This window comes from Enterococcus sp. AZ196 (genome assembly GCF_050498845.1).
Taxonomy (GTDB): domain Bacteria; phylum Bacillota; class Bacilli; order Lactobacillales; family Enterococcaceae; genus Enterococcus_A; species Enterococcus_A murrayae.
Window position 1 is genome coordinate 1,408,080 of sequence record NZ_JBIPAM010000002.1, and the last position, 24,078, is coordinate 1,432,157.

18 protein-coding genes are annotated in these 24,078 nt (G+C 36.4%); 2 read left to right on the forward strand and 16 right to left on the reverse strand.

Going from position 1 to position 24,078, the window contains the following annotated elements; translation table 11 throughout:
- Positions 1 to 12: 12 nt before the first annotated feature.
- Both IGI67_RS24470 and IGI67_RS24475 read right to left on the reverse strand, forming a co-directional pair.
- The gene (locus IGI67_RS24470) at positions 13 to 1,248 is read right to left on the reverse strand and encodes an MFS transporter (RefSeq protein WP_429959682.1); all 1,236 of its coding nucleotides are present in this window, start codon (positions 1,246 to 1,248) and stop codon (positions 13 to 15) included.
- 3 nt (positions 1,249 to 1,251) lie between these two features.
- Positions 1,252 to 2,919, reverse strand: a complete 1,668-nt coding sequence (locus IGI67_RS24475; RefSeq protein WP_429959683.1) for a family 43 glycosylhydrolase — start codon at positions 2,917 to 2,919, stop codon at positions 1,252 to 1,254.
- A gap of 453 nt (positions 2,920 to 3,372) precedes the next feature.
- Here IGI67_RS24475 and IGI67_RS24480 point away from each other — a divergent pair, with 453 nt between their 5' ends.
- Entirely contained in the window at positions 3,373 to 4,689 is a 1,317-nt protein-coding gene (locus IGI67_RS24480) for an ISL3 family transposase (RefSeq protein ID WP_429959684.1), read from the forward strand.
- A gap of 89 nt (positions 4,690 to 4,778) precedes the next feature.
- Here IGI67_RS24480 and IGI67_RS24485 read toward each other — a convergent pair whose 3' ends face one another.
- From IGI67_RS24485 to IGI67_RS24510, 6 genes are all read right to left on the reverse strand, one after another.
- The gene (locus tag IGI67_RS24485; RefSeq protein WP_429959685.1) at positions 4,779 to 5,684 is read right to left on the reverse strand and encodes an AraC family transcriptional regulator; all 906 of its coding nucleotides are present in this window, start codon (positions 5,682 to 5,684) and stop codon (positions 4,779 to 4,781) included.
- Positions 5,685 to 5,878: 194 nt separating this feature from the next.
- Positions 5,879 to 7,369 carry an MFS transporter gene (locus IGI67_RS24490; protein ID WP_429959686.1) on the reverse strand — a complete coding sequence of 497 codons (1,491 nt, stop codon included), beginning with the start codon at positions 7,367 to 7,369 and terminating at the stop codon, positions 5,879 to 5,881.
- A gap of 189 nt (positions 7,370 to 7,558) precedes the next feature.
- Positions 7,559 to 8,815, reverse strand: coding sequence for a glycoside hydrolase family 1 protein (locus tag IGI67_RS24495; protein ID WP_429959687.1), 1,257 nt, complete (start codon positions 8,813 to 8,815; stop codon positions 7,559 to 7,561).
- Positions 8,816 to 8,837: 22 nt separating this feature from the next.
- A complete protein-coding gene (locus IGI67_RS24500) occupies positions 8,838 to 11,042 on the reverse strand; it encodes a family 78 glycoside hydrolase catalytic domain (RefSeq protein ID WP_429959688.1) in 2,205 nt (734 codons plus the stop codon).
- Positions 11,043 to 11,056: 14 nt separating this feature from the next.
- Positions 11,057 to 11,905 carry a sugar phosphate isomerase/epimerase family protein gene (locus tag IGI67_RS24505; protein ID WP_429959689.1) on the reverse strand — a complete coding sequence of 283 codons (849 nt, stop codon included), beginning with the start codon at positions 11,903 to 11,905 and terminating at the stop codon, positions 11,057 to 11,059.
- Between the two features lie 7 nt (positions 11,906 to 11,912).
- A complete protein-coding gene (locus tag IGI67_RS24510; protein ID WP_429959690.1) occupies positions 11,913 to 13,271 on the reverse strand; it encodes an MFS transporter in 1,359 nt (452 codons plus the stop codon).
- A gap of 111 nt (positions 13,272 to 13,382) precedes the next feature.
- Here IGI67_RS24510 and IGI67_RS24515 point away from each other — a divergent pair, with 111 nt between their 5' ends.
- Positions 13,383 to 14,606 carry a helix-turn-helix domain-containing protein gene (locus IGI67_RS24515; RefSeq protein WP_429959691.1) on the forward strand — a complete coding sequence of 408 codons (1,224 nt, stop codon included), beginning with the start codon at positions 13,383 to 13,385 and terminating at the stop codon, positions 14,604 to 14,606.
- Between the two features lie 644 nt (positions 14,607 to 15,250).
- Here IGI67_RS24515 and IGI67_RS24520 read toward each other — a convergent pair.
- The 8 genes from IGI67_RS24520 to IGI67_RS24555 form a co-directional block, all read right to left on the reverse strand.
- Positions 15,251 to 15,988, reverse strand: a complete 738-nt coding sequence (locus IGI67_RS24520; RefSeq protein ID WP_429959692.1) for a hypothetical protein — start codon at positions 15,986 to 15,988, stop codon at positions 15,251 to 15,253.
- The gene (locus IGI67_RS24525; protein ID WP_429959693.1) at positions 15,981 to 17,303 is read right to left on the reverse strand and encodes an ATP-binding protein; all 1,323 of its coding nucleotides are present in this window, start codon (positions 17,301 to 17,303) and stop codon (positions 15,981 to 15,983) included. Before IGI67_RS24525 ends, IGI67_RS24520 begins: the two co-directional genes overlap by 8 nt.
- 544 nt (positions 17,304 to 17,847) lie before the next feature.
- Positions 17,848 to 21,876 carry an LPXTG cell wall anchor domain-containing protein gene (locus IGI67_RS24530; RefSeq protein WP_429959694.1) on the reverse strand — a complete coding sequence of 1,343 codons (4,029 nt, stop codon included), beginning with the start codon at positions 21,874 to 21,876 and terminating at the stop codon, positions 17,848 to 17,850.
- A 354-nt stretch (positions 21,877 to 22,230) separates the two neighbouring features.
- The gene (locus tag IGI67_RS24535; protein ID WP_429959695.1) at positions 22,231 to 22,674 is read right to left on the reverse strand and encodes a hypothetical protein; all 444 of its coding nucleotides are present in this window, start codon (positions 22,672 to 22,674) and stop codon (positions 22,231 to 22,233) included.
- 83 nt (positions 22,675 to 22,757) lie between these two features.
- On the reverse strand, positions 22,758 to 22,877 hold the full coding sequence (locus tag IGI67_RS24540; RefSeq protein WP_429959696.1) for a DUF3789 domain-containing protein: 120 nt from the start codon (positions 22,875 to 22,877) through the stop codon (positions 22,758 to 22,760).
- 65 nt (positions 22,878 to 22,942) lie between these two features.
- The gene (locus IGI67_RS24545) at positions 22,943 to 23,461 is read right to left on the reverse strand and encodes a D-alanine--D-alanine ligase family protein (RefSeq protein ID WP_429959826.1); all 519 of its coding nucleotides are present in this window, start codon (positions 23,459 to 23,461) and stop codon (positions 22,943 to 22,945) included.
- Positions 23,412 to 23,771, reverse strand: coding sequence for a hypothetical protein (locus IGI67_RS24550; RefSeq protein ID WP_207107726.1), 360 nt, complete (start codon positions 23,769 to 23,771; stop codon positions 23,412 to 23,414). The genes IGI67_RS24545 and IGI67_RS24550 overlap by 50 nt, the downstream gene beginning before the upstream one ends.
- Positions 23,743 to 23,943 (reverse strand): hypothetical protein, encoded by a 201-nt coding sequence (locus tag IGI67_RS24555; protein WP_207107727.1) that lies wholly within the window; start codon positions 23,941 to 23,943, stop codon positions 23,743 to 23,745. Before IGI67_RS24555 ends, IGI67_RS24550 begins: the two co-directional genes overlap by 29 nt.
- Positions 23,944 to 24,078 lie beyond the last annotated feature (135 nt).

Sequence of the window (24,078 nt, forward strand, 5' to 3'; positions counted from 1 at the left end):
CAACATCACTAATTAGCGAGTAACAGATTTGATAGACAGAATGGAAATTCCTCCGATTGCGGAGAAAATGAACGACACAATAAAAATAGCAGAAAAGCTGAATTGTGAGATAACAAAAGCAGCCAATACCGGTGCGATGGCCTGAGTAATCGTGTTTCCCAGATTATACACGCCAAGGAAAAAGGCAATTCGATTCTTGTCAGGTATCACCTCTAGATTCAGTAAGTTATCTAAAGAATTCCAAATGCCCATCCCTAACCCAGCTGCAAAGCCATAGATGATGATTCCAACATCATTTTGCAGAAAGAACATGCTTAAAGCACCGATTCCTAAAGAGATTGTAGACAGACCAACGGGCAGCTTCAACACTTTATATTTGTCAGCTAATGGGCCTGCAATGAAGCCCATCGCGATTCCAAATATCAGCATGATCGTATTGATCAATTGGATAGACTGCTGCGTCCCAGCTGTGCCTTTGTGAAGAAAGTCCGTCATAATAAATAACAGATATCCAGTAATCGAGAAATTTCCTACTCCTTGAAATAATTTTCCAATTAAGGCTAAATAATAATCTCTGCCGATCGACCAGCTAGGAAAAATTGCTAAGGATTCCTTTAACGTCTTTTTCTCTTTCTTAGCAGATTCCTCAAGCACTTCGTCCAAATTTGACGGTTCTCTAACAATGATCGCAGCAAGCAATGTGCCGATAAACGTAATAATTCCAAAAATGATGAAGCCGAGTCTAAATTGGCCTAAAAACATAGCCGCAAAGATCGTGAAGCCGTTGTTTCCTAACGCCATTCCTAATCCGCCATATGCACCTGAAGCAGTTCCTTTACCGTCCTCTGGTGCGAGATCCAGCCAAGCAACCATTGGCGCAACAATGAAATTCAACGCGATTTGTCCCAACATCCAGCTGATTAGAAGAAAGGGGATACTATTTGCCATAGAAGCTAAGATCATTGAGATCATAAACGCTGCCGCACCACCGACTAGCCAAGGCGTTCGTTTACCAAAACGAGAGCGCGTACGGTCAGAAAGATAACCTGCAACCATATTAGAAACAGCCGCAAAAACCATTCCGCATGTAGAAAACAATGCAACAAGCTGAATTTTATTCTCTGCATCAATTTGTTGGATCAAGGCTGGTAAAAAGAGACTTGCCGCAGCGATATATGGTCCTAACCAAGATGCGGGTCCAATAATCAGACCAGGTACGAGGCGTTTTAATGAAACAGTATTTGTCATTTTTTATTCTCCTTTGTTTCGTTCTTTGTTCTTCACTGTGTAATAATCAAAGTCCGCGTAGGAATCTCTTTGATGTGCATCAACAGAACCGATAAAATTGAATAATGCGGTGAATCCGCCAATTTCTCCTGGTTCCCCATTCACCCCTTCATCAGAGAGATAGGCAACATCGATTTTTTCAGCAAATCGTTCCCATTGACCATCCTTCAGATAAAGCAGATCTGCTAAGCCATTGTCATAAACCAATTTCAACTCTACTGAGCCCTCTTCAATCGATAATTGATGATAAGGATACTCGATTCTTTGTCCAAGCTTTGCTTGTAAAATCGTTAACACGGTCGTTTCTTTTTCTTCCGAATAAGTTAAATGAAGATATAGCCAATTGTTTGAATCATAATAAAGACCCATTCCCGCAGTTTCTGAATAATGATCTGGATGAAATTCTACTTTTGTCTGAACCTCATAGTTGAATGACGTAGCGCGTGTCGCCATGATTGCTGGGTTTATCTGTGAAAAGAAGGAATTTTCTCCATAAATACGCAGATGCCCCTCTCTTTCTTGGGTATTTACCCAACGATTTTCTTGCTCACGATATGGCGTCATAAATCGTAAATCATAGTCTCCAGAAAAATCATCATTGACATCGTGAGAAAGAGGGATTAGTTCTCCACTGTTCACCATGGCCTCTACTTCCATCTTCGCTAAATTCGACCCGTCCGCCATTTCTAGCCAGCCATCCTCAGTCCAATGCATTTTCTGAATAGAAGTTTCTCGCCCCAGCGGATTTAGCAAGGTTCCTTCAAGTGGACGCGACATCAAATGTGGGATATACCACTCGCCAGTTGTCGTCTCAACTAATGAGCCATGTCCAGCCTTTTGCATGACTGATTCAGGATTGTACATTTCAAAGTGTCCCGCATCAGGATCACCCAATGAAAAAAGATGTCTAGGTGCAGATGTGATAATTGGTTCACCTGACGGATGCGGCTCATAAGGACCAAAAACAGTTTTCGATCGTCCAATCTCTACCCCATGCCCATAGCCTGTTCCGCCAGCAGCGATCAATAAATAGTAATAGCCATTACGTTTATAAATTTGTGGTGCTTCCGCACAACCTCTTGTCGTAAAGCCATGATTGATCCGATGCCAATCACCAAGAATACCGCCATTCTCTAAGTCCGCCTCCGCAATAACAATATGTCCAGGCGCTTGATATCCCTCTCGCGTTTCCCACTCTAAAATTGACAAGTAGTGCTTTCCATCCTCATCATGGAAAATCGCTGGATCAAATCCGATTGCTGTTAGAAAGATTGGCTCAGACCACGGTCCAGTGATATCATCCGCCCACATAGCATAGGAATCTGAATTAAACTCGCGTCCAGCCATATTTACCATATGCGAATAGGCTAACCAGTATCTTTTAGTCGCTTCATCATAAGATAAATGCGGTGCCCAAATGCCTGCAGGTGTATTCGTCCCTCTTAGATTGACCTCACCCTTTTTCAGTACATAATCAATCAATTCCCAGTTTGCTAAATCTGTTGATTGAAAAATTTGAATCGCAGGATTCCAATGAAACGTAGAAGTTGCGATATAATACATTTCTCCTACTCGAATAATTGATGGATCCGGTGCCATGCCGGGAATAATTGGATTTTGAATAGTTGCCATTTAGATGTTCCTTTCTCTTTAGCTATGAGCTAAGTCGTCGTAAATTTCTTTTGTTGCGCCATATAGTTTTTTATCGCTGAATGTCTTCTTTACTTGGTTCGAAGGGACCCCTTTCAGAATAAAGTGATAAGTAATTATGACGACGCTTTCAACTCTGCTTATGCTAGCTGCTAATTATTCGAATGACATAAGGCTTTCATTGAAATCGTTTTCCTTATCATGCATTTATAATAAAAGATTCAAAACGATAGTTATATATCAAAAATCGGGTAACTTTTACCATTTTCCGTAAAAAAAAAACCAGTGCACAACTGGTCTTGTGAGAAAGGTTCTATAATATTTGGTGTTGTTACTCAAAAGTGAGTAGGAACACCCTTTTCTTTTTATAATACAAAAAGACACTTGGTTGTCCTATAATTAAATCGCCAAACCAAACCATAGGAGGTCAACCAAATGTCCGTAACTAAGAATATCAAACTTAAAGATGAAAATACAGATAAAGCCATCAAATTGTTGCTAAATATCAAAGATTCTCATATCTCGTTTCCTAAAGATGCGATAAATAAGGAACGCATCCGCGGTAAATCTGCGAACGTATTTACGGGGACACTGTCCTACGAACCGCCTCACTGTGAACTTTGCGGCTTTGATTCTGTGATTCGTCATGGCTGGAAAGACAGCCGGATTCAGATGCTTCCTTATCAGGAAGTACCAACGTATCTTCATTTATATAAACAACGGTTTCTCTGCAGGCATTGTTTTCATACTTTTTCTGCCAAAACGTATTATGTCGCTGAAAACTGCTATATTTCTCAAGCATTGAAATTTGCGATCGCCGTTGATCTAAAGAAAAAAATCTCCATGAAAGATATTGCCGAACGCTATTCTGTTTCTTCGAAAACGGTTGAGCGGGTACTGGACACTTTTTTTAAAGAGCCGAAAAGAAACCCTGAGTACTTACCAAAGCATCTTTTGATCGATGAATTTAAGGGAACCAAGGACTGTGAAGGGGCTATGTGTTTTATCATCAGTGACGCGGATACCGGGAAAATCTTCGATATTCTAGATGATCGTCGGAATTTCAAGTTAAGAGCGTACTTTCAACGTTTTTCTTTCAAAGCGAGACGTCGAGTCACACACGTTGTCATGGATATGAATGCTTCTTACGGCATTGTGACGAAAGAAGTGTTTCCCAATGCACGGATTTCAATCGACCGTTTTCATGTCATTCAACAGCTGACTCGCGCTTTAAACAAACAACGCATTCAAGCGATGAACCAATTGAAAAAGAGTGATTCGCAAGCACAAAAAGACTATCGGAAACTAAAAAAGTACTGGCGCACCGTCTTGAAGAAAAATTCCAAACTAAACTATCAATCATTGAAACAATTTCCACTATTCAAACAGAAATATCTAACAGAATCGGAGGTTTTAGATTATCTGCTTTCCGTTGATCCACAGCTTCGTCAAAGTTATGACATCTACCAGAATTTGTTAGGTGCCTTTGATGCGAAAGATTTTAACAGCTTTTTTGACTTGATCGATTCCTTGCCTCAGTCATTAAACGCTGGTTTTAAAAAAGCCGTGACCTATCTTAATAAACATCGAACGGCGATCATTAATGCCTTGAAGTATCCGTATTCCAATGGCAAGTTGGAGGGGAAAAACAATCTGATCAAAGTAATTAAGCGCATTGCTTTTGGCTTCAGGACTTTCCGTCATCTCCGTAAGCGAGTGCTGATCCACCAGAATTTCTGTGACATCATTTAATAACTCAAAAAAAGGAAACGCCGAAGCGTCTCCTTAAGGTGATTTGATTGAAACAACACTATTTGACTTAGAGCCGTGAGAAATCCTATTTAATTAATCTTAGAATTCTTATGATTTAAATGCCTATACTCATTCGGTGAAGCATTGCACCATGTTTTGAACTGTCTAGAAAAATGAGAAAGATTTTGATAGCCGACCACCTCTGCGATCTCGCTAATAGAAAGATTCGGCTGATGCAGTAAAAATTTGGACTCATTATAACGAAGCTGATCCAAATATTTTTTAGGACTGACACCATAAACCTTTTTCAATACCTTCAGCATGGTGCTTTCACTGATGTTCAGATTCGCTGCTACATAATTCATTGATAAAAGATACCGATTTTCTTCTGTCGGATACTTCGTAAACTTCCGAAAGTTCTGTTGAATGGTATCCGCAATTGCTTTAGCTAAAACCAAAGATGAATTATCCGATGATTCCATCTTGATTTTTTCGTAATTCGCATAATCAAGCAGAGCAATAACTAGTTCAATCAACAGCTTCTCCACAATTAATTTCTCTTTCAGACTAAAAGATTCATTGTCCAGCAACTCTACATAGGTGTGTAAGATACGCGCAATCTCACCATATGCCTCATTCTCTTTTCTGAGAAGAATTGGACAATACATAAGCAATGTTTGTTGGATACTCGGATCATCAATATCAAAGTGCGCGCAAAAATATTTCAAGCCTTCATTAGAGGCACAAGAATTTTCATGAGAGGTTCCTGGCGGGATCAAGACTATACTTTCTGCAGAAAAGTCATACGCCCGACCGCTAAACGAAGTATGCTGAACACCTTCTAGAATGATCATCACTTCAAAGGAGAAATGTGTCTCACGTTCAGCAATCCAAGGATATTCGACTCGTTGCTTATGTCCGCCAAATAATTTTATATTCGTGTTTATCTCCGGTAACGTCACAATTTTATTGAGCCATTCAGGATTCTCATTCATCCATCTTTCCTCCAAGCCATCATTTGCTACCCATATCATATCATTGTTATCTATTTCACTAAACCTGTATTGTTATTAAAATAACCTTTCTGGGATAAACTAAAAATAATTTAGCACGAAATGTAGCTTTACTACAAACAAGCAAATCATCCTCCCTTAAATAAAGCCAGTTGAAGAACAACACTTCAACTGGCTCACTTAATTTTAAAATCTGTCTCTCTATTTTTTTGTTTAATATGTAGTCTTTTTTGTAATTCAACCATTTCATTATGTGTCAATTTATAGTAGTTCATTACAAACAATCCAATTATCCAACCTAGAATTGGAACACCAAAGTATAAAAATATTGTCATATATTTTATAGGCTTTGTTAGACTGTCAGTGGGCTGAGGAGCTCTAGTTGAATAACCGATCAATGCAACTGCTCCTGTTGCAATCATTGATCCTAAAGAAGTAATAAATTGATCTATAAAATTATAGGTTGATGTAATAACTGCTGGCATAAATTTTCCAGATAAATCTAATTCATAATCAACAATGTCAGACCTCATAGCTCCATTCGCTATGGTCACACACATTTTTGAACCTGTGCTTAATATAAGCAAGACTGAAAATAGTGCCATTAAAAAAATATTTTTAGGAATCACTCTTGTATCTATACTCATTAAGAAAAGTATACTTAAAATTGATACGGCTATACTAATTCTTGTCCATGTAACCACCGTTTCCTTATTTCCAAATTTTCCAGCATATTTTGCTCCAGCAAAAGCAAAAATAATTGACGGTAGGAGACAAACAGTGTTCATTACCATACCTAATTGTATATTACCTAGCAGTATACCAAAGAATAAAGTTGTCACAATTGCTTGACTCGTTGTTTGTTGAGCCAATTTAGCAGAAATCGAGGATATTAAAAACATTTGGAACGGTTTATTTTTTTTAAACAGTTCTAACATATCCTTTATATTTATATTCTGCTCTTCTTCGTTTGATAAGTTAATAAAATTTTCTGGTTTATCCACATCACTGATAGCTATACAACATAATATTGTAAAGACGAAGGAGACAGGCACTGTTATTAACGCAATTAGTTTCAACAACTCCACACTATATTGATTATCAAATTTTGGTAACAAGAACAAAGTTGTCCCAAGTGTGAAAATAGTAGGTACAACATAACTATATATTGTACTCCAAACCTGAATGATAGGCCTCTGATGGGGGTCATTAGTCATAACTGTTGGTATCATATTTCCTGCAATATCATAAAATGATGAGCCGATAATAAATACGAGATACATACAAATAAAATGAACTATACCAAAATTTTTTTCCACTCCCCACACAAACAGCATTAAGGTTGCCATCGCTCGCACTAACCAGCCTATTGTCAAAAATAATCTGATTTTTCCATATCTAGTATTTATTCGTTCAATAATTAAAGCTATAAAAGGATCAATAAGTCCATCAAAAACTCGTGTTATAGTCAATATTAATCCGATAACGGCTATCAAAATGCCATAGCCTTCATTGGCTAAGTAACTAATCATTCCAACTAAAAAATGAAAAATCATTGCTGATGCATTATTCATCTGCGACAGAATAATCTGCCAATATGTTGTTTTTCGATAATACTCCATTGAATTTGTGCCGTTATCGGTTACAACGTTTTGATCTTCAAACATTATTTTTCCTTTCCGACAATTAGATCAATTATTTTCATCACTATCTAACTTTCGATTTCTCACTTTATTATAACAAGTTAAAGCATTAAATTTTATTGAATTTCTGAGCTAATTATAGTTTCTTTTCCAAGAAATATGGCTGTACGAAATGACCAGCCATATTTCTCCAACAAAAATACACGTAATAGATTATTTAAATTTTTTCCCTAAATAATATAAACTAGGCTTCGGTTTTCTCATCTGATTTGCTCTATCAACTTCAACAAGACCAAACTTCATTGAAAATCCTTTTTGCCATTCAAAATTATCCATCAGGCTCCAATGGAAATACCCTTTGATTGGTAACCCATCAGAAATCATTCGTTTTACCCCATCAGCCACCACATCGATAAATGCTACTCGCTTAACATCATCGGATGCTGCAATTCCATTTTCAGTAATAAAAATGTCGCCCTTAAAATTTTCGTAAACCTTTCGAACTACATGCTCCAGTGCTTGCGGATAATCTTCATAACCCATTTCCGTTAAAAGAGCTTCATCTTCGACCTTTTGGACTCCATCTGCTGTAAAAACTTCTCTTGTATAGTTCTGTGCACCAAAAAAATCATCTTCTTTTATGGCTGGTAAATAGTGTAAGAATTCTGCATCCCATGCTTTAGCTACACGTTCTTTTGCCTCTTTACTGTCATCACCAAGTTGCAGATCGTGTAAACTAAGTGTTAGGCCAACTTTTATATCTTTATTTATCGATCGAATCACTTCTCTTGCCGCAATATGACAATCTATAATAATTTTATCTCCTCTATCAGATCGTTGCGAAAGGAAAGTATTCGCCATTTCTCCTGGTTTAAGTCCAAAAACTTTTTCAGTCTCAAGCATTTGTTCTTTTTGACTCTCACCCAATGCTTCCGAAATACCAACTTGAGGATTTATTCCCATTTGTTTTAAAATCCGCTCAATAATTGCCGCTAGCTGAATTCCCATGTTAGCTTCATTAATAGTACAAATATATTTAACCGAATCGCCTAAATTTGAAACAACAAATTCTGTGTACTTTTTAAAATACTCAATTGTTGATTCGGCTTCCCAACCGCCTTCTGTAATTAACCATTTTGGACTAGAAAAGTGGTGTAACGTAATAAATGGTTCAATTCCGGATTCATTACAGTAGTTGATTACATCCAAATAGTGCTTCATTTCTTTCATATCAAATTTATTTTTTTCTGGTTCAATTCTTGCCCATTCAATCGAAAAACGATAAGCGTTAAACCCTGCTTCTTTTAATAAATCAATGTCCTCTTGATACCTATTATAGTGATCTACAGCTTCTAGTGATGGCTCATCAAAAATAGAGTTTTTCATCTGTTCCTGCGCCCAAAAATCACTATGGATATTGTTACCTTCAATTTGATGTGCTGCTGTTGAAGCACCTAAATAAAATGTCATTTTTATCATCCTTTTCCTTTTATTAATTAGAAACTACGTACTTATACTCTCCTGGTTCTACTTCAAAATTTTGTCCATCTGGTAATTCAACATATGTTTTTTGAGGCGTTTTAATAGATACGGAAATTTTCTTTCCGTCTTGGTATTTCCAAGAAACACTAATTTCACCTGCTCTAGACTTATAAGTTCCTGATACACTTCCAACTCTTTCGTCCATATAAGGTTTAATCATTATTTTTTTAAATCCAGGTTCTAATGGTTTGATCCCTAAAATATATTGATAATAGAACTTTCCGACACTTCCAAAAGCATAATGATTGAAAGAAACCATATTTTCATCTCTCTGCTCAACCTTTTGATCGTTAACGCTTCCATCTTCTTTCAATGCGTCCCAGCGCTCCCAAATTGTTGTCGCACCATTCTTTACTTGATACATCCACCCTGGACAAGATTCATCTAATAAAGTGTCATATGCTAATTTTGATTCACCTGCTTCAATCAACAACGGCAATAGATATTCTGTAGCAAAAAAGCCAGTATTTAATCCATTATTATTAACATCATTTACTAATTTTGACAGCAACTTTTTCCTCAATGACTCATCTCTTACAACATATGCTAACGCCATAACATATCCACCTTGATAATCACCTTGGACAACGCCCTCACTATCGATGAATGTTTTTATATAAGCTTCTGTAGATTTTTCAAGTTGATTTTTATACTTATCATAATCTTCTTTTTTGTTTAGCCGATGTGCCAAATTAGTCATAATTTGTAAATCATTAATAATGAAAGAGTTAGATACTGGCCCATTGTTCATAGCCATCCATTCCATCCCCTTGCCATGCATTAACCAATCCCCTAAGTTAGGAGCTAACCATAAATCATCCGTCATATGACGAATTTCACTATCAATAAACAATTTCATACTTTCATAATTCTCTTCTTGAAATTCTTTTGATCCATATTGCCAATAAATCATCTCAGGAATGATAGTCACCGCATTCCCCCATCCAAGCATACTTAAAAATCCAATTCCTCCTGGACCATTCGCAGGAACTGTCGGTGCAACATATCCCTCTGAATTATCACTTTGGCTGTATCTAATGTCTTTGAAGAATTTACGCCAAAAATCTTCTGTGTCAAAATTATAACTACCGGTTAAAGCATATGCTTGTCCATCACCAGTGTAGCCCATTCGTTCATCTCGTTGTGGACAGTCTGTTGGTACCTCTACATAATTTGATTTTTGTCCCCACAATTGGTTTTTAAATAATCGATCAATCATCTTATTTTCTGATGAGAAACTACCTGTCTCTTCCATATCAGAATAAATTGCTTTTGCATTTAATAATCCATATTGATAGTCAACACCTGTAAGCTCCACATATCTAAATCCCATATAGGTAAAACGTGGGCGATATGTTCCTTTTTGTCCATCAGCATATAGAACGATTTCAGCTTTTGCTTTTCTTAAATTATCAGTATATAGTTCGCCATCTTGTGTTAATATTTCTCCATGTCGTAACCTAATTTTTGCATCTTTAGGAAGTAAGCCGCAATTCACTTCGATGATCCCAGCAAAATTCTGACCAAAATCAATGATTGTTTTGCCTTCTTTATCAAAAACCTCTTTTATAGGCATCTTTTCTTTTTCTATTACCTTCAAATATGTCTCTGTTAAATTTGAAGGGACCTTTCCAGAATAAGAAGCGGCACATCCTATTTGTTCTTCTTTTATTCGTCTATCGTAAATTTCTCCATCATAAAATCCTGCGTATAAGTACGGAGAATAAATTTCCTGCACAGATTCATCAGACACGAACTTTGCCAAAGTGCCATCTTCAAACTTCACTTCTATTATCCAAGAAACAGCTGTCTGATCGCCATAAATTTTCACAAGATTCTCGTGAGTAAATCTACCGCTATACCAGCCTTGACCCAAATAAATTTTTAACTCATTATTTTCTGTACTCAGCTCTTTTGTAATATCATAGCTTTGATAAAATAAATCCTTTGGATAATAAGTAAATCCAGGCGCAAATAATTGATTACCTATTTTTGTTCCATTTATTTCCGCTTCATACAAACCTAAAGCTGTTATAAAGATTCGAGCAGATTTAATACTTCTATTAATGCTAAATTTGCTTAGAAAAACATTTACTTTCCCTTCAACATATTCATCATCTCTACTAGTAATAAAATATTTTTTTAGTTCATCCATTCTAATAATCCTTCCTAACGAACATATTTATTCATAAAACGCGCACTTAATTCCATCGACTGAATGCCGCTATTGTTAATCCAATTTTTAGTCGTTTCTAATACGATTGCCTCAACATTATTTGATAGCGCAATCTCAATGTATTTTTCTAAATTCATGTTTCCGTAGCCCAATTCTATGCTATCCGATTTCAAAATTGACGTTGTCCGGCCTGAGGGTCGATTCCCTCTGTCATTAATGTGATAAAGTTTCAACCGTTCACCAATCTGATTCATTAACTTGGTTATGTCGCATCCTGCTTCAGCTGGCCAATATGAATCAAATTCAAAAGCAACATAACGTTTGTCAGTTTCTTCCAGAATAATATCAAACGCAGTTTTTTCATTATCAACTTTAAGAAACTCACAATTATGGTTATGATATAAAAAATTTATCTTGTCTTTCGACAATCGTTCACCAATTTTATTTAGAGATTCACATAGAGCCAGAACATTGTCTAAACTACTAAAATCAAATTTTTGAAGACCAGTTAAAACTATATTATTAGTTCCAAAGTTTCTTGCCTCCTCGATACTTTTCTCTGGTTCTTTTTCTAATCCGTTGAAATATTGATGAATACTAGTTACTCCAAGGCCACTCTCACTAATTAATTCTTTCCAGTTTAAATTTCCCGCTTTTCCAAGTGGCATCCCAGAAATTCTAAGTAACCCACGAACCCCTAGTGACATTTTCTGTAACATAAAACCATTGAGTTCGATTTGCTCAAATCCTAGCTCTCTAGCTTTATTTAGAACAGCGAGTGCTTGTTTTTCCGAACCAAACTCCTGCCTAAGCTGGAATTGTTGAATTGATTTATATACCATTTTCTTCCTACTCTTTTATTTTTTTATTTTGCTCTAATTGTGAAAGTAATTTTTCCAGACCACCTAATCTCCATGCAAAGAAAAATATTCCAATCATACATCCCAATGGAATTAATGCATAAATACTTCTTATCATTAATAGTGTTTTCACAGATTGTTCAGGATTTCCTCCAACATAGCCTGCAACACCAAGTAAAATTCCAATTAACCCAGTTCCAATTCCATTAAATACTTGACCAACAAATCCAACACTTACATTGGTACTACCCTCCATTCTTTTTAAACCTAAAGATTCATTGTATGTGGCTAAATTCATAATAATCACGTTTCCTAAGTACGATAAAGGTAGCATTACTAAACTAACTAAAATACTACCTACAATTAGCATAGGAATATTGTCTTTCGCGAAAAAATTCACAACATATCCCAAGCCAGAAAGTATCGTTGCAGCTTGAATCAAATTTGCTACGCTCATTTTTTTCATCAGTTTCGGAAAAATGAACATTATAGGTAGCATTATCATTGATACCATTCCCATGATTCCTTGAAGAGAAATATTACCAACAACATAAGTAAAATATTGGGCAGAGACATTCATACCTTGTATGACATTGAATAACCCCATAATGGCCGCATATATCCAAATGTATTTATTTTTCTTAAACATTTGTCCAATTTCTTTAACACTTAGTTTTTGTCCAGCATCACCAGCATCTAATGATGTATCCTCTTTAACAAAAATCAATCGTAAAATACCGATCAAACCTAAAGGGATCGCATAAATTAAAATTAGAGCACTCCAGCCATCGCCAGAGGATGCTAATCGTCCCATCATAATTGGAAAAGTTATGCTGACAATCATAGATCCCAGCATAGAAATTACACCACCGTAAGATGATACTTTTATCACCTGCGAGCGAGAAGGAAATGCTCTGACCATATACGGTGTTTGTGCTGCAAATAGCAACGAGTTAAATATTGAAAAAATGAAAAAATACATAATCACAACCCAAATTGCTTTTACATTTGTCGACCATTCAGGCGGACAACTAAATAATAGGATCGTACATAACCAAGCCCCAATTACCGCAAATTCATATGGCCGACCTCTTCCAAACCGAGTATTCGTATTATCTACTAAATAACCGGCAAATAGATTGGTTACTGCATTTATTATCTTGCTTACCATTAATAAAGTACCAACAAATGCTGGCGACAAATGTAAAACATCCGTACAAAATAATAACAAATACCCTAAAACAATTACCTGCAGTCCTGATAGCGAAATATCCCTACCTTTCCACGCAAAAAATTTACCTATAGGCAATTTTTCTTCATTTTGATTTTTAATTTGTACTTCCTCCAAATAGAACATCTCCCTTTTCTAAAACTGTGAACAAAGAATATCATAATTTGAAAACGCATTCTTGTGATTTATAGGAAAATATTATACTATTCAAATGAAGGAGATGATTTTTTGAACCTAGACAATGACGTGATCATTCATTTTTTTGATTTACAATCAAAGACTCAACAAATTTCTTATACTATTCTGGAGGAAAACGAAATTATTTTTACTAATTTTCCATTCAAAAATAGTCACGCTAATTTACTCTCATATTTCAAAAAAGAAAAGCTAGTTGATTTTTTTATAACAGAAGATTTTCTGATAATTGGATATTTGAGATCTTCAGTGAAGGATTTGGAGATTATTATTGGTCCGGCTTCAATAAGTTTGTCTTCAGAAGAAGATCTGAATAAGTTACTTTCTAAGATGAGTAATAAGTGGAGTGGGAATAAAAATGACTTGCTTAATAGTTCATTCAACATACCCTATATTCCTTTAGAAAGTTTTCTAAATATGATTTGTACTGCGAATTGTTTTATTAATCAAGAAATTATTTATCCACAGAATTTATTAACTAGAAACATTGATACAAGCCTTCTAGAAGTCATTCAAAAACAAGTAATTGAATTTGATAGTGAAAATGTATATTTAAAAGAGCATACTAATTCTATTAACTATGAAGCTCAGCTCTATTATTGCGTTCGGGAAGGCGATATCGATGCTATGAACTCTTTGCTAGAGAGCTTCTCAGATAACCTAGGGAAGCTAGGTCCTAATTCTTTACGTCACTATAAAAATGCTGTTATTATACTAAACTCCTTAACGCTAAGGGCTGCCATATCTGCAGGTATAGATTCTGACATATGTTATAGATTGGGAGGCCTTTATATTAAAAAAATTGAAAAAACCAATTCTTTTGATGATTTAAAAACGATATGTTATACAATGGTTAACGACTATTGCAAACGTGTAAAGCTGCTAAAAATCTCACGAAATAATTTAAATCAAATTGCTGATGTAGAGATCAATAAATGTTTAAACTATGTTGCGGACAATTTTAGAGATAAATTATCAATCGCAGATATAGCCCAAAATATTGGATATTCTCCTGAATATCTTTCTTCAAAGTTTAAAAAAGTTACAGGAAAAAATTTACCTCACTATATCAATGAAAAAAAAATAGAAGACGCTCAGAAAAAATTAGTTTTGACAGAATTGTCGATTTCTGAAATTTCTGATCAACTTTCATTTTCGAATCAAAGCTATTTTCAGAAGATATTCAAAAATATTGTTGGCATAACACCGCTAAACTATCGGAAACAGAATTCAATAATCAAGAAAAATGAAATTTGAGACTTTTTTCTAAAAAATGTTTACTTGGAAAATCTCTATATCTATTTGAGGTATTACAAAATGTGCCTGTTCTTACAACAGAGTATCTGGATTTGTACCTTTCTTGTACAGTCAGCGGTCAAAAAAGTGAAATAATTGAAAAACGACTTTCTCCTGATTGTAGGATAGCAATCGAGCTAAATGTCATCTAGATTCTCAGTTGGCCCGGCGCTTACCGAAGAAATCATTTAATTATAAGTAGACAAAAAACTTTTCACTGCTTTTATATAAAAAATCAGGCTTTCCTTCAACTATTGAGAGAATAACCTGATTTCCAAATAAAACTTTAATAGCTTTACGATTTATTTTTCATCGTCAGCGGTTAATAGTTTAGGCATCACTACTCCCCTTAGTGAAAAAAGTTGCTTGCCTTTATTATATTCTACTGCTCATACTAATCGACACGATTATTTCATCATTCAAGACAACAACTACTATTGATCACTGCAATGAACTAAAAAACCAGAGTTCCAAGTATAGAAACTCTGGTTTATTGCAGATTTTTTTAACACATCTCAAAAAATAGTGTATAGAACGATTGGACAGCGGTCTTTCTAATTCTGAATTTCATTTGCCGAATTTAAGTTAAGCAGACTAATAAGACATTATTCTTTTGTCGCTTCTTTCTCTTTTAGAATGATCTCCTGAATTAAAAAGATCACATTTGATTTTGAAGTATTCCATCGAGTTTCTTCTTGAATCTTTTTCCAAGACTCTTTGAAGCTATCGTATGGACACTTTTCCCGAAAGAATCTCTTAAATGCTTCTACGTCGTCGTTAAGGTTAACAATAAAATCTAAAGCATTCTCTTCCTTTTCATAATCCAACAAAATTTTATCTGCAATGACATGATCCAAATTTAACGAATTATAATATAGAGTGAATGGAATTTTTGATTTGCCATAGGTTATTCCTCCAATCAACGGGAGAATAAGTTTCTTCTTTCTATCCCAAATCTCATGAAGTCGTGTCTTATCTTTTTCAGATCTCAAAATTACTTTACTTTCATCCAAATCATAGGCGTATGTTTTCGCACCTACTACCGCTTGCTCTTTTACAATAAAACAATCTTTTTCTAAGAAAATTCCATCAGTATCGATAAGTTGTAAAACCATTTCTATATCACTATCGTTAAATTTTGTTTCTTGCTTCACTTGTTTCATGATTTCTCCAACGATAGTTTTTGCCGGTTTATTTTGATTCCATATATTCGAATATACATCTCCATGAATCACTTTTACAAATAATTGATGGTTTTCTATTAACTTATTAATAGGATTCATTACCATTTCATCAGTAATTCCTTCAACAATCAACACAATTACCTTTTTCTTTTTAGTCAACCATCTTACCTGCCTTCATGAAAGCAATCCTTAAATCAGCTGAACTCTTCCCTTGGTAAAGCTCTTCCTTTTGTCCCCCCAATTGAATCGTACGCAAGTACAAATCTCGAAGATTATTTGATTCTTTCACATGTCTCAACTTAATATATCGGTTCATCGGATTAGAGGTCGAAGCAATAATTTTATTCGTTTCCAATACTTCTAGGACTCTCAAATTATGGGAGGTGAATATCAATTGACCTTTTGCACCTGTAGACATCACGGAAATTATTTCGCCCAATAGATACTCATAGACCCCGGAATCCAGCTCATCAATCACTGCTATTATGCTGGGGTTATTGTAAACCTCAATAAGATAGCTGACCAATCCAATAATTTTCTTAATACCATCTGATTCGTAAACCAATGAAAAGCGTTTTTCTCCTCGATTAGAAAGAAATCCTAATTGTACCTCTTCTTCACCTTTTTGATTTACTCGAGTATCCTTTTGAATCATGCTTAGAGAAAGTCCTGGAATAATCTCTGGAAGGATGATGTTCATTTGACGAATAACATTTTCATACGTTGTTAACATACGCTTTGGAACATAGCTTTCTGGGCCCCTTAATCGAAAAGGCAGGATACCGTGTATATTAGCATCACCCATTTTGAAATGAACGCCTACTGGTGCAAAGATATTTGCGGATATCAGTCCAGCATATTCGCTTGTGTAAATACGTAAATTGTCAGAAAAAGCTTTAAGTATGTTTATTGACTCAAGTAATTCATTCAATTTTTCCTTTTCACTTATAAGTTTGATAAAACTGGAGCTAAAAAGAAATGATGATTTATTCTCAGTAATCACATCAAGAATAACATTCAATGCATCCTTGCTAGCAGGAGCTTCATTAATATTAAAAGAAACCAATTCATCGGAGTCCCTATTGAAGATAGCAACTGTCTTAGTTGGTTTATACTTTTCAAGGATTCTTGTTTGAATTTCCTCTTTTTGAACTTGAATAACTTCTTGATTCTCTTTTACCACTTTCCTCAAAACAAGAATATAACGTATTATTCTATTATCTACGTCTTCAATTGTAATCGTAATCGTAGCATCTGATGCATTTAGCATCCCAGAATCTAACTCATTGAGCGAGTCGTTTAGAATGAGCTTTCTTATTATTTCAAGTACATCCACTAGAGTCGTCTTTCCAGAACCATTCTGCCCATAAATACCTACAACATTTAGAAACTTTTCTTTCTCTTTAAAAAGAATCTCTCCATACTCCACATTTTTTACATTTTCAATTATTACTTGTTTTAGTTTTATTGGCATGTCCTCACCTACTATTCTTTACAGATTGTCTTTTCAGCATTTTTTATTCGATTATCAAATCTCTTAGTTCATTCTAACACAGTTTCATCAATAAGAAATACATTTAAAATACCAATTATCAAATTTATCTTAAAATTTCTATGCTTTCGCCTCAACCTAAAAAAACTGAGTTCCATGGTAAACGTTGAACCTCAGATTACCTGGACGATTTTTTGTCCGAAGGTTATCCTACTTATTCGAACAAATCCCCAACCTGTCAAGTGTAACAAAAACTGCGCTAGCAGCTTATTTACCGTGGAATCAAACAGTCCAAGCGGATTGTCGTGCAAGCTATTAGCAAACTTTAGAGAAGCCCAGCGTTCTCCCTATTCTATAGGTTGGACGCTGGGCTTTTAAGTACACCTTGGTATATGACGCTTACAATTCTATTCACTATTCTCATGTAAAAAATCAGGCTCTCCCCTCAGCTATTGAGAGAATCACCTGATTTGATTACAGCCCGATCAATACCGATAGTTTCTATTAGAATCAAATTATTATGATCCTAATATTTTTTTTGACGTTTCCTCCAATAGAGAGCTAATCCTGTCAACATTCCCATCCCAATTAGAGTCACAGTAATAGACTTTTCATCACCTGCTTTAAGCAGCGTCTTAGTGCTAGATACTCTGGTTGTTTTTGGTGCATTGACTGACTTTGGTATCGGCTTTGTTGTTGGCTTTATAACCGGTTTTTCACTAGAAGGCTTCGTTGTCCGATCATCTGGTATAACTGGAGTCTTATTCTCGGTATCCGTCTTGATAGTCTTTTCAATACTTTCACTTGCAAATCGCTGATCGTCATTACTGCTCGCGAGACGAATTTCATAAGTTCCAGAGGCTAAATTTGAAATTACCCCATCTTGTGTTCCTCGATGCCATGCCGTGTCGCCAACTTTGCGGTATTCCATGTCCGCAGTTAATCCTTTTAGCTGACCATCCTTCTTATTCTTACTACTCTCATTGACTACTTGTATGGCTTTTTCGTCAAAGGTTGGACGAGCTTTGATTGTTAGTTGCTGTGGATCACTAGTCAAACGATTCTTGCCATCTCCAAGGCGAACGATTGAAATGGTTTTGCCAAACATTTCTGGAAGAAGAGCATAGCTTTTCATTGCCTTAACAGGATAATTTTTGCTCTCGACAGTAATTTGATACTCTGCTGACTCATCCAACCCATCAAGCATTTCCTCTTCATAATTAACACTGAGTTGCGGTGTTTCCGCTTTAGGAATGCCTGCCTTGATCTGCTTATTGATGGACAGACTCGCAAATTTTTGTGCTGTGTTACTACTTGCTAATCGAACTTCATAGCTTCCAACAGATAGATCCTTGATGATCCCGTCCACAGTTCCTTTATGCCAAGTGTTGGTTCCAGATTTTCGGTATTCCATTGTTGGAAAGATACCAGTCAATCGCCCATCTTCTGCTCCCATATAACTTTCATTTTCAACTGAAATGTTTTTTTCATCAATCGTTTGCCGTGCTGGAATGACAAACTTCTGTATATCACTTGAAACGGAAACTCCCGACTGTCCTTCAATATTGATATACGTCCATGTTTCAAACATTTCTTCCGTTATTGGCACTTCTAGATTTTTAGGTTGCGGCGCATTTATCCAATGATCTACGACATAAGAGGCAGTCTTGTATTGCTCATTTGGTAAATAATCATAGAGCACCTCTCGTTCATAATCTATTTTAATTGCTGGTTTGATCTTCTGAATCAGCCCTTGAGCAAGATCCACTTCAACAATCTTACTAGCGAACATCCGTTGACCAGCATCTGCTTTATATTGAATTTCATACACTGTTTCTTCTAAATTTTCAATCGTTCCATTAGTTGCGCCCTCAAGCCATGGCATTTCTCCCTTTTTACGATAATGAGCGTTTTTGAAAATATTTTTCAGCTTGCCGTCTTTTACGCCAGGTTGAGTTTCTTTAATGGCCGTAAAGGTTGTAACGTTGATAGTCCAACGTTTATCCAAATAAATACTTTGTTCAACGCTGTCGTTGTATTCGCTTGAACGAGCTTTTCTGATAATGAACCATCTCTTGCCTAGCATGTCATCCTTTATCTGATAGGTGCTGCTCCCTGATGCGATAGTAAAAGATTCTCCTGTTTCAGTATGAGGTGGGAATGTATCAACCACCTTTAATTCATAAGTAGCCGTTGGATCCAAATTCGTTAGTAGTTCTTTTTCATAATCAATAGCAAATTCCGGTGTCTCTTCTGTTATTAGTCCCGCTTCGATTGTTTTCGTTACAATATTGCTGGCAAATTTTTCACTTGCATTACTCGGTGCATATCGAATCTCATAATCTCCCGGCTTAAGTCCCCCGACCTGTCCATTGGAACTGCCTTTGTTCCAATCTGTATCCCCAAGCATTCGATATTCTCGATCTAAACTAACACCGGTTAATTTCCCATCATGCCTATCTTTTTCTGTCTCATCTTCTGCCTTGATCGATGTCTCTGATAAAAATGGCCGTGATTTGATTAATAAGTCTTGCGGTTCGCTATCCTGCGTGTTCTGACCATCGCCTTCTTTGACAACCTTCCACACCCTATTTAAAAGCATTTCTTCCGGAATCTTAAAAGTTGCCGCTCCAGTGACAAGTACAACATCCTGATTAAAGGAGATTTTATAAGACGCCGCTACGTCAAATCCTTCTAGTCGCTCTTCCTCATAATCAACCGTAATATTCGGTCTTTCTTCTCTTGCCAAACCTGGCAAAATCGTACATTCAAGAATCACACTATTGAATTTCCCAGTAGCTTGATCTGCTTTACGCCTAATTTCATAGGTTCCCGGAGCAAGTGGACCGGATTCGCCAGTAGAAGTATCCATAGCGATCCAAGCCATCTCCCCTTTTTTCCGATATTCCGTATCTCTAGTAGAGGACGCTAAAACACCATCATTTGCTCCCTTCACGCTTTCATGTTGTGGATACAGATGGGATTCGAAAAATGCTGGTCGCCAGGCAATCGTTAATGATTGTGCTTCACTATCCTGTGTAGTGCTCCCATCACCCAATCGAACAATTTTCCAGCCTTTGCCAAACATTTCTTCAGTGATTTTATGCGCAGTTTCACTTGACACAGGTATCGCCTTTTCACCAAAGCGTAATTCATATTTCCCACTAGAATCAAAGCCTTCTAACAGTTCTTTTTGATAATCAATCGTGATATTTGGCATTTCTTCTCTCGCAATTCCTGGATTGATCGTCTTTTTAATGATATTGCTAACAAACTGTTGATTGGCATTACTTGCCGCTATTCGAATCTCATACTCTCCTGGTTTAAGTCCGGTAACAAGTGAATTGTTCGCATTTCCTCGTATCCACTCTTGATCGCCGACCATGCGATATTCTCTATCAGCATAAATGCTAGTCAACTGTCCATCATTTTTATCTTTAGCCGTTTCGTCTTTTGCGGTTACCCAATTATTCATCATTTGTTGACGTGCTTTAATAGTTAACTTTTGCTCGACACTGTCAGGTCTAGTACTATCCGTGTTCTTTTTGGTAATTTTCCAAACCTTACTAAACATATTGGTCGTGCCATTTGTACCATCTGTGATTTTGAGGCTCGTCTCCCCATCCACTGTAAACTGCGTACTCGCATCGTATTTCACTTCATATTTTCCAGCAGGATCAAAGCCCTCCAAGGTTTCTTTTTCATAATCAATCGTTACCTTAGGGATTTCTTCTCGATCAATTCCGGCCTTAATCTTTTGGATATAAGTCAAACTTTTGAATTGGTTCTTTGATTGGACTGCCTTAAACCTGATTTCGTAATCTCCCGGGGCCAGTGGACCTGTGCCTGTTGTGTAGTGAGGTAAAACTAACCATTCTCCATCCCCTTTTAACCGATATTCCATATCTGCACCCATAGCGCCTAAACTTCCGTCATTGGCTCCAAGGGAACTCTCATCTGAAACACGTACATAACTAGAAGTAACAACTGGACGCTTGGGAAGTGTGAGCAGCTGTGCCTCGCTATCCTCTATGGAGCCGCCATCCCCTTTTCGAATGATCGTCAACGTTTTCCCCATCATCACTTCTGCTATCGGATAGTCGACAGCTCCGTTAATTGGAACAGTAGTCGAGTCATAACTTAAGCTATATTCCGCACCCGCATCAAAGCCTGTCAATGACTCTTGTTCATAATCAATCGTGATTGTTGGTTGCTCAGCTTTTGCCAGTCTCTTCTTTGGCTCCATCGATGCAGAAGTTGAGGATACTGTCTTCGCTGACAACTGTGATTTAGATATTGAAATCGTTGTTTTATCAGAAGAGCTTGCAGCTGACTGATTTGTTTGGCTAATCTCACTTATTTTTGATGCGCTAGACACCGAAGAGCTGCTGGTACTGGAAACGGGCACAGCTTCCTTCAACGGCTTCGTCATAGTAGACTGCTGATTTTGCAATGGCTCCGGCTCAGTGGTAGCAGCCAGACTCAATTCAGTGACTGGTAAAAACCGGAGTATCAACATTAAGACAACCAATAATTTCCCTGCATTTTTTTTCATTAGCTTTCTCTCCTTATGATCACTATATCGTACAAATTTTCTGAACATTTCTTCTGGACGGATCATTTGCTAGCCACATCTCATTAAAACTGACATCACTCAAAAATAACTCACTTTATTTTAACGTGAAAATTCATAAGAATAGTCATTTCAACTGTCCAAATTTCTTATACCTCCTAAAAAAATTGGGTTAATTACGAATAAAAAACTTCCTTTCATTTTCAATAAAGATTTGATTGGTTTGACGATTCAATTTGTTTTTCTCTTCCTTAGTGTTAGACTCAAATATACTTTCTTGTGAGATCCCACCGCATAACAAAAGTTATTTAAATTCCACTATTAAACTAAGCCGATTCATAGCTGATAGTCTATTGAGATCGTCCAGCCGTCATAAACTGCCCTGCTTGCTTCTCGTATATTTTTACTCGCTTCTTTTTCTGCCGCTAGTGCTTTACTGAATACATCAGCCATGTTTTCCGGAAAATCGCAGGCGACTATTTTTTCAACCCACTGCGTTTTATCATTCATCGGCAAACACTTAAATTCATTGATCCTCCAGACATAAGTTTCTAACGCTTGGAACAATGATCGTTCTATTTCACGTAGCTGTTGTTCCCCAATCTCAATCACACTTATCAACTCCTGCAATTCGGAGTAACTTTCACATTGACCCAGCTGTTGGAAATAAATCGCCTTCGTTTCTTCAGCACTGTATTCTAATGACTCGATCAGGCCTTTAACTTCTTTTTTCAGTGCATCTTCAGATGAAAACATCCTCAATCCTATATTCTTTTCCATTTTTCTCACCACATTCTTTTAAAAAATGAACGATTCGTATAAGAGTTTCTTTTTGTCATACTGACGTGTAATTCCTTTTCACACTATTCCCGCAACTCCCGTTTCTCTTTGCTATCAGACCTTCCAACCTGTACTAAACACATTACTGCTACTCCAATAAATCCTCCAAGTAGGAACAGTCCCAAACCAATTACTACATTCATTTTCTTTCCTCCATTTTCCAAAACTCCAGCTTGTTGCAGCTCCTTCGTATTCCTTTCAACACAGCCTATTTTTCATATTTTTTCAACGATTCTTTAATAATGCATTCACACAATTCACTAAACCCAAGCCCCATGGCCCCGGCAGCCTGTGAAAACGAACTATTCAAGGTCATACTTGGCAAAGAATTGATTTCAGTCGCAAAAATACGATTGTTTTTATCCACTAAAAAATCTGTTCTCGAACAAACTGACAACCCTAATATCTTATGAAGTTTCACTGCTAAAACGTTGAGCTGGTCTGCTAACTTATAATCTATTTTTGCAGGAACAATCCCTTCCGTTCGCCCCTTTTGATATTTATTTTGATAATCATAGAAGCCTGTTTTAGGGATCATTTCAATTACCGGCAGAACTTGATTTCCAAGTATTCCTACAGAAAAATCTCTTCCTTCTATTTTATCTTCTATTATTATTCTAGGATGATTCGAGTAATGAATCGCCTCTTTTACCGCAATTTTCAAATTCTGCTCCGTTTCAACTACAGATATCCCAAGACTGGAGCCGCCATCTATCGGCTTTACCACCGCTGGCAACAATATTCGCCTTTTCCCATTCGTAATTTTTAACAGCCTCTGTCGCCGTTTTATCAGCTATCTTGTCATTTATTTCTGCTGGTATATCATCTAGTACATCTTGTACCAATTCTTCTTCATCATGAGATTTTAAAATAGATTCGTTCTCCGTTATTCCAAACGATCCCAGCAAACTTGAGAAGTCATCACTAATAACAATCTCACTTTCAACCATAGGCATGATTCTTAGGTCAGGATTATCCTTGATCAAATCAGGTAATGTTTTTACATTTCTATTTTGAATTTCGATTTGCTTTTTCATTTACCTTCCCCTCCAACAACTCCGGTTTCACATCCCTAATAGTCGACTCATGAAATGGTGGATAAGCAAGATTATGATCTGTAATCAAATCATACTTTCTCTCTCCACACTCACAATTACCACAGTAGACAATTCTTACTGTATGTTGCTCAATTAATTCTTTTAGTTTCATTGCAAAAATTTCCTCATTACTACCGTTCGCGTTTGAAACTGCCAACATACTCTTGCTACAATGAAATAGTCTAGTTAATAGACATAGGGCTAGGTAACTAACTGACAAATTAGCTTCCCCACTAGCCTTTAGACT